Origin of the sequence: Paenibacillus xylanilyticus, from assembly GCF_013359935.1 — a bacterium.
Lineage (GTDB): Bacteria > Bacillota > Bacilli > Paenibacillales > Paenibacillaceae > Paenibacillus > Paenibacillus xylanilyticus.
In genome coordinates, this window is the sequence record NZ_JABMCB010000203.1 from 147,448 (window position 1) to 157,173 (window position 9,726).

General features: G+C 52.3%; 6 protein-coding genes. All 6 read left to right on the forward strand.

What is annotated here, in order from left to right; all coding sequences use genetic code 11:
- Window positions 1–166: 166 nt before the first annotated feature.
- Entirely contained in the window at window positions 167–5,389 is a 5,223-nt protein-coding gene (locus HP552_RS31410) for a WIAG-tail domain (protein WP_175399282.1), read from the forward strand.
- A gap of 326 nt (window positions 5,390–5,715) precedes the next feature.
- The gene (locus HP552_RS31415) at window positions 5,716–6,603 is read left to right on the forward strand and encodes a glycosyltransferase family 2 protein (protein WP_175399283.1); all 888 of its coding nucleotides are present in this window, start codon (window positions 5,716–5,718) and stop codon (window positions 6,601–6,603) included.
- Between the two features lie 127 nt (window positions 6,604–6,730).
- Entirely contained in the window at window positions 6,731–7,819 is a 1,089-nt protein-coding gene (locus HP552_RS31420) for a glycosyltransferase family A protein (protein ID WP_246311140.1), read from the forward strand.
- Window positions 7,816–8,589, forward strand: coding sequence for a glycosyltransferase family 2 protein (locus tag HP552_RS31425; RefSeq protein WP_175399284.1), 774 nt, complete (start codon window positions 7,816–7,818; stop codon window positions 8,587–8,589). The genes HP552_RS31420 and HP552_RS31425 overlap by 4 nt, the downstream gene beginning before the upstream one ends.
- Window positions 8,586–9,317, forward strand: a complete 732-nt coding sequence (locus HP552_RS31430) for a sugar phosphate nucleotidyltransferase (protein ID WP_175399285.1) — start codon at window positions 8,586–8,588, stop codon at window positions 9,315–9,317. The genes HP552_RS31425 and HP552_RS31430 overlap by 4 nt, the downstream gene beginning before the upstream one ends.
- Window positions 9,318–9,445: 128 nt before the next feature.
- The coding region (locus HP552_RS34730) for a hypothetical protein (protein ID WP_217506616.1) at window positions 9,446–9,726 on the forward strand (281 nt) is incomplete at its 3' end.

Here is a 9,726-nt window from a genome sequence, read left to right on the forward strand (position 1 = left end):
CATCTATAGCCGAGTACAGCCTATTTCCCATGGACAGGTACCTTGTTCGCATTTTGACTTGCACATCCATCCAACGTTATCGGCAAAAGTCGTGATTTGAAGTGGCAGATGCCCATATCGAAGCATATGATGCCGGAGACGAACGTTAGAGGAAGGAGCAAGCTGCATGAGTAAAAAAGGCAACAAGAAGGTTCCTACGCCGAAACTGCGGCATGTGAGCCCCAAGTTTAAAGAACTGGAACTGACCGAACGCCGTGCAGGCACATTGAACCCAGGTTCCACCCAGAATAGGGAAGAGCGCATAAATACCATAGCTAATCAGGCATCGGAAGAATTCCTATACGAATCAACGGAACTCCCTGCTTCCATGAACGAGCTGGAAGATCTGGATATCCCAGATGAAACGGTCGAACCCGAACCCGTAGAATCGGATAGCAAGGAAGCCCAGACGGACGATAGCTCGGAAAAGCAGATTCAGGTCAGCAGCGTGGCTTCTCTTGCTCTGGAAGAGCAGAGCATCAACAAGCAGGAGACCACAGGCAGGGACCGGTTGGAGGTCCTGAACCAGAACCAGATGCCGGGTCATACCGGACACTACATCTATACAGATGATCTGAGTGATTTTGCGGTGACGGAGAGCAAATTGGCTCCGTTCTCTGTGGATGAATCCAAGCTGAAACCGGGTGCGGTCGGCAGTGAAGCATTGCAGGATTACGCAGTGACCAGCATTCACATTGCAGATGGGGCAATTGTTTCCGCCAAACTGGCAGAAGCTTCTGTATCCGATGAGCATCTCATTGACGGCTCTGTATCCGGAAATAAATTGCGCAATGCTTCCATTGCCGGCGAGAAAATCAGAGATGGCAGCATTACCTCGCAGAAGCTTGGCAACCAGGTAATCGATTCAGCCAAAATTGCCGACGGATCCATCGGTACAAGACATCTCAGTCGTATGCTGGTCACGGAAGATTTAATCAAGAATCATGCCGTAACCGGAGACAAAATTGCGATTAGCGGCGTGGATACACGGCATCTCACGGGAGGCGCTGTGCATACGTCCAAATTGGCCGACGATGCGGTGACTACATCCAAAATTCGTGAAGGTGCTGTTACGGGCAGCAAAATTGAAGAACAATCGATCGAGTCTCACCATATACAGGCAGGCGCCGTTAAACAGACTCATCTGGCAGAAGGGTCTGTCGGCCGTTCACAACTGTCCTTTGGCAGTATCGGAAGTGACCAGATTGAGGATGGATCGATACAAACCAGACATTTAGCTGAGGGTTCACTCAGTGGAAAACACTTGCTGGATGGTTCCATCGGTTCGAACCAGATTCGCGCTCAGGCTGTGGGGAAAGAGCAGCTTGGCAAAGGCGAAGTGGGCAGTGAGCATTTGGCGGAGGGAGCTGTAACCAGCAGTAAACTTGCGGACCAGTCGGTTGGAACAGCAAAATTGCTGGAGCAGTCGATTACGGCTTCCAAGATTTCAGACCAAAGTGTCATTGCTTCCAAAATTGCAGATGAAGCTGTGCAGGGCAAACACCTTGCCAAAGGGTCCATTCGTGCGGAACATATCGTCAATCGGGGAATCACGCCGGTACATGTGGACAATTCCGCGATTCACTCCATTCATATTGCAAGTGGAAGCATCGAGGTAACTCATCTGTCCACCGGTAGTGTAACCGGAGAAGCGCTCGCAGATGGCGTGGTATCCGAGCGGCATCTGGCTGAGGCGGCGGTGGGTACATTTGAGTTACAGGATGCTGCAGTGACAGACGTCAAGCTCGCAGACGGAAGTGTGACAGCAGAAAAACTTGGAACGGCATCGGTTAGCAGCAGAGCGCTTGCTCCGGGAAGTGTTGCATCCTCGCATCTTGCGGGTGGTGGTGTCACGGGTACACATCTGGCTCCGGGAAGCGTGGGGTCCGAGGCCCTGAGACCTTATGCCGTGAAATCGGAGCATCTGACGGAACATGCAGTAGGTGTCCCACACCTTCAACCGGGCAGTGTTGAAACAGAGGCCATTGCAAGGGCAGCAGTCACAACCGACAAATTAGCTCCCGGTAGTGTAACTTCGGCCCAGCTGGCTGGAGGGTCCGTTTTTCCGCCTCATCTGACAGATCATTCGGTTACCTCACCAAAGCTCTCACCAGAGAGTGTTGCCACGGATAAACTGGCGGATTTTGCTGTCACGTCAGCCAAACTGGCAGACGGCAGTGTGACTTCTTCCAAGATTATGGCTGAAAGCATTATCGCCAAACATATTCCAGCAGGAACCATACGCGGCTATCACCTGAAACAGCATGCCGTATCCCTGGAACATTTGTCGGAGGAGATACGTTCACCGGAATTATTCGCCGATGGCAGTATTACAGGCAGCAAACTGCGGCATGGTTCGGTCACTGCCGACCATTTGACAGCTGACTCCGTATCAGGGACAGAGTTGCAAAAGGCAGCCATAAGCAGTGAGCATTTTCAGCCATCCATTGTGCAATCCGAGCATCTGGCAGACGGCAGTGTGAAGTCTGACCATCTGGGTGATCACGTTGTGAACTCACAGCATCTGAAGCCAGACATTATTCATGCGGAGCATATTGCCGAACAGGTCATTACATCGCATCACCTGGCTCCGGGATCTGTCGAAACAGACCACCTGGCACCGTTATCCATCACTGCAGCCCATCTTCAACCAGGCTTGATCAGTGGCCTGCATCTTCAGGCAGAGTCGACAAGTGCTGTTCACCTGCAGCAAGGAGCTGTACATTCCCGTCATATTCAAGATGGTGAGATTCTGCCCCATCATATCCAAGAACGCAGCATCGGAACGTCTCACCTGGAAGAAGAAGCGGTAAGTACGATTATATTGCAGGAAGGATCCGTAACACGTTCCAAATTGGCGAGTGGCAGTGTAGATGGCAGCAAATTAGCCGCAGGAACGGTGGATGCGATCCATATTGCAGACGAAAGTGTGCAGTCCCGTCATATCCAGGAGGGAGCCATCCATGCGGATCATATTCAAGAGAGCAGCATTGGCCCAACTCATCTGGAAGAGGAATCGGTAAGTGAGTTCCATTTGCAAAATGGATCTGTAACGAGTGCCAAGCTGGCGGACAGTAGTATAGACGGCAGCAAATTGCTCGAAGGTACGGTATCAGAGAGCCATATTGCACCCGCAAGTGTGCACTCCGGGCATATTCAGGAAGGTGCAGTCCATGCTGATCATATTCAGGAGCGGAGCATCGGCACATTCCATTTGGAAGAGGAAGCAGTAAGTGCAATTCATCTGCAAAATGGATCCGTAACAAGTGCCAAATTGGCTGACGACAGTGTAAATGGAAGCAAGTTGCTCGAAAATGCGGTATCGGGAATTCATATTGCATCCGAAAGTGTGCAGTCTCGCCATATCCAAGAAGGAGCCATCCTTGCTGACCATATTCAGGAGCGGAGCATCGGCACACCTCATCTGGAAGAGGAAGCAGTAAGTGCAATTCATCTGCAAAATGGGTCCGTAACAAGTGCCAAATTGGCTGACGACAGCGTAAATGGAAGCAAGCTGCTTGAAGGAGCGGTATCGGATATCCACATTGCAGAGGATAGTGTGCAATCCCGTCATATTCAGGAGGGAGCCATCCTTGCTAATCATATTCAAGAGCGCAGCATTGGCACTGCACATTTGGAAGAAGAGTCGGTAAGTGCAATCCATTTGCAAAATGGGGCTGTAACGAGTTCCAAATTGGCCGATGGCAGTATAAATGGCAGCAAGCTGCTCGAAGGTACGGTATCCGGGATTCATATCGCCGCGGAAAGTGTGCAATCCGAGCATATTCAGGCAGATGCCATCCATGCCGAGCATATTCAGGAGCGCAGCATTGGCACAGTCCATCTGGAAGAAGAGTCGGTAAGTGCAGTTCATCTGCAAAATGGGTCCGTAACGAGTGCCAAACTGGCCGATGGCAGCATAAACGGCAGCAAGCTGCTCGAAGATACCGTATCGGGAATTCATATTGCACCGGAAAGTGTGCAAAGCCGGCATATCCAGGAAGGCGCGATCCTTGCTGACCATATTCAGGAGAACAGTATCGGCACGTCTCATCTGGAAGAGGAAGCAATAAGTGCGGTTCATCTCCAAAATGGATCTGTAACGAGTGCCAAATTGGCCGATGGCAGCGTCAGCGGCAGCAAATTGCTTGAAAATGCGGTGTCAGATGTTCATATCGCAAATGGAAGTGTGCAATCCCGCCATATCCAAGAGAAAGCCATTCATGCGGACCATATTCAAGAGCGCAGCATCGGGATCTCTCACCTGAAAGCGGAATCGGTAAGTGCCATTCACCTGCACAATGGTTCCATAACGAGCGCGAAACTGGCTGATGGCAGTGTAAACGGCAGTAAATTGCTTGAAGGTACGGTATCGGCGATCCACTTGACAGACAAAAGTGTACATTCTCGACATATTCAGGATGGAACGATCCTTGCTGATCATATTCAGGAACGCAGTATTCGCACAATCCATTTGGAAGAGGAATTGGTAAGCGGAATTCATCTGCAGAATGGATCCGTAACGACTGCCAAACTAGCCGACGGCAGTGTAACCAGCAGCAAACTGAGTGACCAAAGCATTACCTCCAATCACTTGAATGCGGGAATTGTTGGTCCGGCCCATCTGAGCGAAGAGATCTGGAATGCGATTCGTCAGTTCAGTGGAGAAACGCTGGAACAGCTGGCAGCGATCAAAAGACAAGAGGCATTGCTTCAAGAAGGAAGTGAGGCTGCAGCGCCATCACAGCCGGCAGTTGTCGTGCAACCCCCAAGCGATGATCTGAACGAAACACAGACTCTCCAGACGTCAGTTCAGGACTTGGGGCAGCAACCAGATCAGCCATCGCAAGTTAACGAGCTTGAAGAATCATTGCCAGATTCATTAACTACAGCTGACACGGTCCAGCCACAGCTACAGCAGCCAGAGCCTGAATATGCACAAGAGATCAGTGAAACTGCGGAGTTCAAGCTGAGTGAGCAATCGGTTAAGCAGGAGCATCTGAGCGATGGAATTGTCGGAAGCAGCCAATTGCAGCATGGAGCAGTGGAACCTGAACACCTGTCATTCCAGCCTGTTCGCAGTGTAAGCCGTCAGCCTGTTGTTCAGCAGTTCGGCATGGAGGCTTTTATTCTGCCTGAAAATGAAGAATGCGTTGAGGTGACCGTAGCATTTGAGCAATCATTTGCATCAGAACACTACGTAATTGTAGGAATGAGTAATGACCGGGGGTTCCAGGTGTCATTGCTGTCCCAGAGTGAAGATGAAGCGGTATTGGAAGTTTACCGGACCGCAGGTTGCAAGCACACCTATGGCTTGTTGTCCTGGATTGCAGCCGGACCTTCCATTTAATTAAGAAGAGCCAGAAAATAACCATTGTAGAGACAAGAAACACAAAATGATTGTCATGACTTTACGGACAAAGGCGGTTCCCGGTATGGTCCCGGGACACCGCTTTTGTTTCTGTATCGGCCTGATCCTTTTATAAGATGGAAGCCGGGTAGCGTATAAGCATTACAGAGGAATGATGCCTGAAAGACAGGGGTGAAGAATTATTTTTCCTGACAGAAGCTTGAGCAATTCAAGGACAAACGCCGTTTCCACTACTCCATGAATACATAGAATAACGTGTACTCCCTTGGCATGTTGTGTATTTTTTTGGGAGGGAGGTGACAGTTTTGCAACATCGTCGCAGTACCGTTCATTCAGCCGCCAAACCCGTGTCCCGAAAGAGGAAACCGTTGAACAAACGGCGTGTCAAGTCGGTGATAAGAAATAGCAACAAGGCTCACAGATACGTCATTCCTACACCACAGGAGGAGACGAATCCGCACATCCCTACACTTTCGGTCATTATTCCGGCGATGAATGAAGAAAAGACGATTGGCAGAGTCATCCGTCAGGCACTTCGAATCTGCAGGGATTCCGAAGTGATTGCTGTTGTTAACGGATCAACGGATGGCACAGCAGCAGCGGCACAGGCGGCAGGCGCGAGAGTGCTCTTGTACACCGAGGCGCTGGGCCATGATACAGGAAGACGAATGGGTGCAGCGGCAGCCCGCGGGAAGGTCCTGCTGTTCACGGATGCGGATATACCGATTCCCGCAGAACAGCTCGCTCCCTATGTGCAGGCTATATTGAAAGGGACAGATGTTGCGCTTAACGATTATGACGGTCCCGTTACACGTTTCCCTGTGCATCCGGTCGTGGAGGCCAAGCATGTCCTGAACAGCATCCTGGCCAGACCGGACCTGCAGGGAGCTTCAATGACAGCCATTCCGCATGCATTAAGTCGCAGGGCACTTGATGCTGTCGGCATCCATTCGCTGGAGGCCCCTCCGCTTGCACTTGCCAAAGCAGTCTCAAGTGGATTGGAGGTACGTGCCGTTCATCATGTGCCTGTAGGTAAAATGAATGCGGTTCGCGTAAAACGGCGAAGCGGGCCGGATCCGCTGAGCCAAGTGGTGCTGAATGATCATCTGACAGCGATCAGGTGGATAACCGACAAGCTCGGTCCACGCGGAGGATATTCCGATCTGCAGCGTGTTCGCTGCCTGACGAGGTGAGTATTTTGCATCCCATCCAACAAGCGACTTCCAGGCGGCAGGATAAAAATATACCAGGGTTAATTCATCCCAACCTCTTGCCCGGGAGCGTCAGGATCGAATGATGCAAAATGCTGGAGGTGAGAAAATGAAGGGACGTACGAGGGCTGTCCGCCATCGTCGGACGATGAAAAGACAGCTGGCATCAAGACGGAAAAAGCCGGGGAGAAGACGGCCGAATGGTTCGGCAGCCAAAGGACCAGGGCTAAATCTGAATGCAATCTGGAAGTCGGGATATCAAGCCGGACTTGATGCGCCTGAAAATAGAGCGATGACTGCCGAGCATGCACGTCATTCCTGGCGTGAACACTGGCAGTCCATCTCGGGAAATACCGGAAGCTATGAAGCTGCCATGCAGGCAGGGAAAGCATATATGCAAGGTTACGTACATGCTGCAGGATATCCGGTGGATATCGTTCCGGTGCCCCTTCATCATTCGGCTGCTGCCGTTGTCTGTGCGTGCAATGAAGAACGGACACTCGGCAAAGTAATGGCACAGTTAAAACGCTTGCCGCTGAAGGATATCATTGTCGTGTTGAACGGAACAACAGATGACAGCCTGAATCTAGTACTGGCCGAGTCCGGTATAACCCTTGTGTATGAGCCGGATCGGGCAGGACATGATGTAGGCCGTGCACTTGGAGCCAAAATGACCGAAGCGGAAGCGATCCTCTTTGTGGACGGGGACATGGTGCTTCCGGCAGAACAGCTCGCCCCTTTCCTGTATGCAGTTGACCGGGGAAGCGATGTGGCCTTGAACAATCTGTCCTCATTGCTGCCGCCGTTTGCCCGGCAGGATGAAGTGAGCCGAATCAAGGCCTATCTCAACCGTACGTTGGGCAGGCCGGACCTGGAATCCAATTCCCTGACGGCCGTCCCGCATGCCCTGTCTCGCAAAATGATCCAGACCGTTAAGCCTGAATCACTTGCTGTACCGCCGAAGGCGCAGGCCATGGCGATCCGGCACGGTCTGAACGTAACGGCACCCTGCCAGGTGGATGTGATTCGCTCCAATCGCCTGCGTACAACCAATACAGGCAGCGGTAATGAAGTCGCCGGATTGATCATCGGGGACCATCTGGAGGCGATTGCAACCTGGATGGCAGGGGCAGGGCATGAGGCGGATTCGCGGACATTATCCCGGACCGAAGTGGCTTACAGGAGGAACGCCCGATGACACTGACAAGTATCATTATTCCGACGTATAACGGACTGGACCTGCTGAAGCCATGCATTGATGCGATCCGGGAGCATACCGGAGCCCGTACACCGTATGAGATTGTGGTTGTGGATAACGGTTCTGTCGATGGTACGGCTGCCTATTGTGCCAGGGAGCGAGTTCGTTTTGTCCGATTGCCGGAAAATCGCGGCTTCCCTGCTGCCTGTAACGCTGGGCTCCGTGCGGCATGCGGTGATGAGCTGCTGCTGCTGAACAACGATGTCACCGTGACTCCGCGGTGGCTCGAAAATCTTCGTACCGGACTGTACAGTGAAGCAAACATCGGTATCACGGGTCCTGTCACGAATTATGCAAGCGGTATTCAGCAAGTTGATCTGGATTTCGGGAGCATGGAAGAATTTCAGAAACTGGCGGAAGCCAACAATGTTTCTGATCCGAACAGGTGGAAGGAAGTCAGCCGCATCGTTGGACTGTGCATGTTGTTTCGGCGGGATGTCATGACGTCCATCGGCTTGCTTGACGAGGCTTATTCCCCGGGACATTATGAGGATGATGATTACTGTTACCGGGCTCGCATGCAAGGATATCGGCTGCTTGTATGCAGGGATGTGCTTGTGCATCATCAAGGCAGCGCGAGTTTCCAGAAGACGGATCCGGCTGCCTGGAAGCAGTTGCTTGAGCGCAATCGCTCGATTTTTATTCATAAATGGCATGTCGATCCTCTTGAATATATTGAGACATCCGATGAGGGAGGGAATGTGGAATGAAAGGTGTAATTCTTGCTGGCGGAACGGGAACGCGGCTCTATCCTCTGACGCGGTTGATTAACAAACATCTGCTTCCGGTCGGTAAACATCCGATGATTGTGTATGGCATCGACAGACTCCGTCAGGCGGGGATTGAAGATATTCTGATTGTGATGGGCAAACATTCGGCAGGGCTGTACACGGAATATCTGGGTGGCGGAGCCGACCTTGGTGTCCGGTTGACATACCGGATTCAGGAGCAGGCGGGAGGCATTGCCGAAGCACTGGATTTGGCAAAGTCTTTTATTCTTCCAGGGGAAAAGTTTGTGGTGCTGCTGGGTGACAATCTGTTCAGTGATGATCTGAAACCTTACGTTGATCGCTATGTGCATCAGCCGTCAGGGACGGCACGTGTGCTGCTGAAAGAAGTGGATGATGCCAGACGTTACGGTGTGCCCGTGTTTGATGTGAAGCATCCGGAACGCATATCGTACATTGAGGAGAAACCAAGCGAGCCAAAAACCTCCTACTGTGTGACCGGAATTTATATGTACGATGATCATGTATTCAACCTGATTGGGGGCATCGCGCCGTCTGCACGCGGAGAGCTTGAAATTACGGATGTCAATAATATTTATGCCTCTGCTGGAGGCTTGGAGTACGACATTTTGCAAAAATACTGGAGCGATGCAGGGACCTTCGAATCGCTGCAGGAAGCTGCAGTCCGCATGAAGGGACAACTGCCATAACATCATGCGCCTGATGCTGCCGCTGTGAGGTGCCCCATGGGACCCGAAATCCCCTGCGCCGGAGCTGGAAGGAGGCTCCGGCGCTTTGTGCAGCGGCGCTCCTCGTGCATGCCAAGGGAGGGAATGCCATGAGAGTAGCGAAACGGACCGGGCACACGGAAGCCAAGGTGACAGGTAAGCCACGGGGTACTCACCCGGCAGCGTTTCAAGGCCAAGGCGTTCTGATGGTTACGGGAACCACCGGAACCAAGCGTGCAGCCGCCAAGCCAGCCAATCGCACTGCACGCGCCCAGGCGGGTACCGGTGCTGGCGTGCCGCGCAAGCCTGCCGGCAGGAAGGCCGCGGCGCGCCGCCGCAGCGCTGCTAAGCGCGGGCTTGCAGCCGCGCCCGGCCGCCGCCGCGCAGCAGC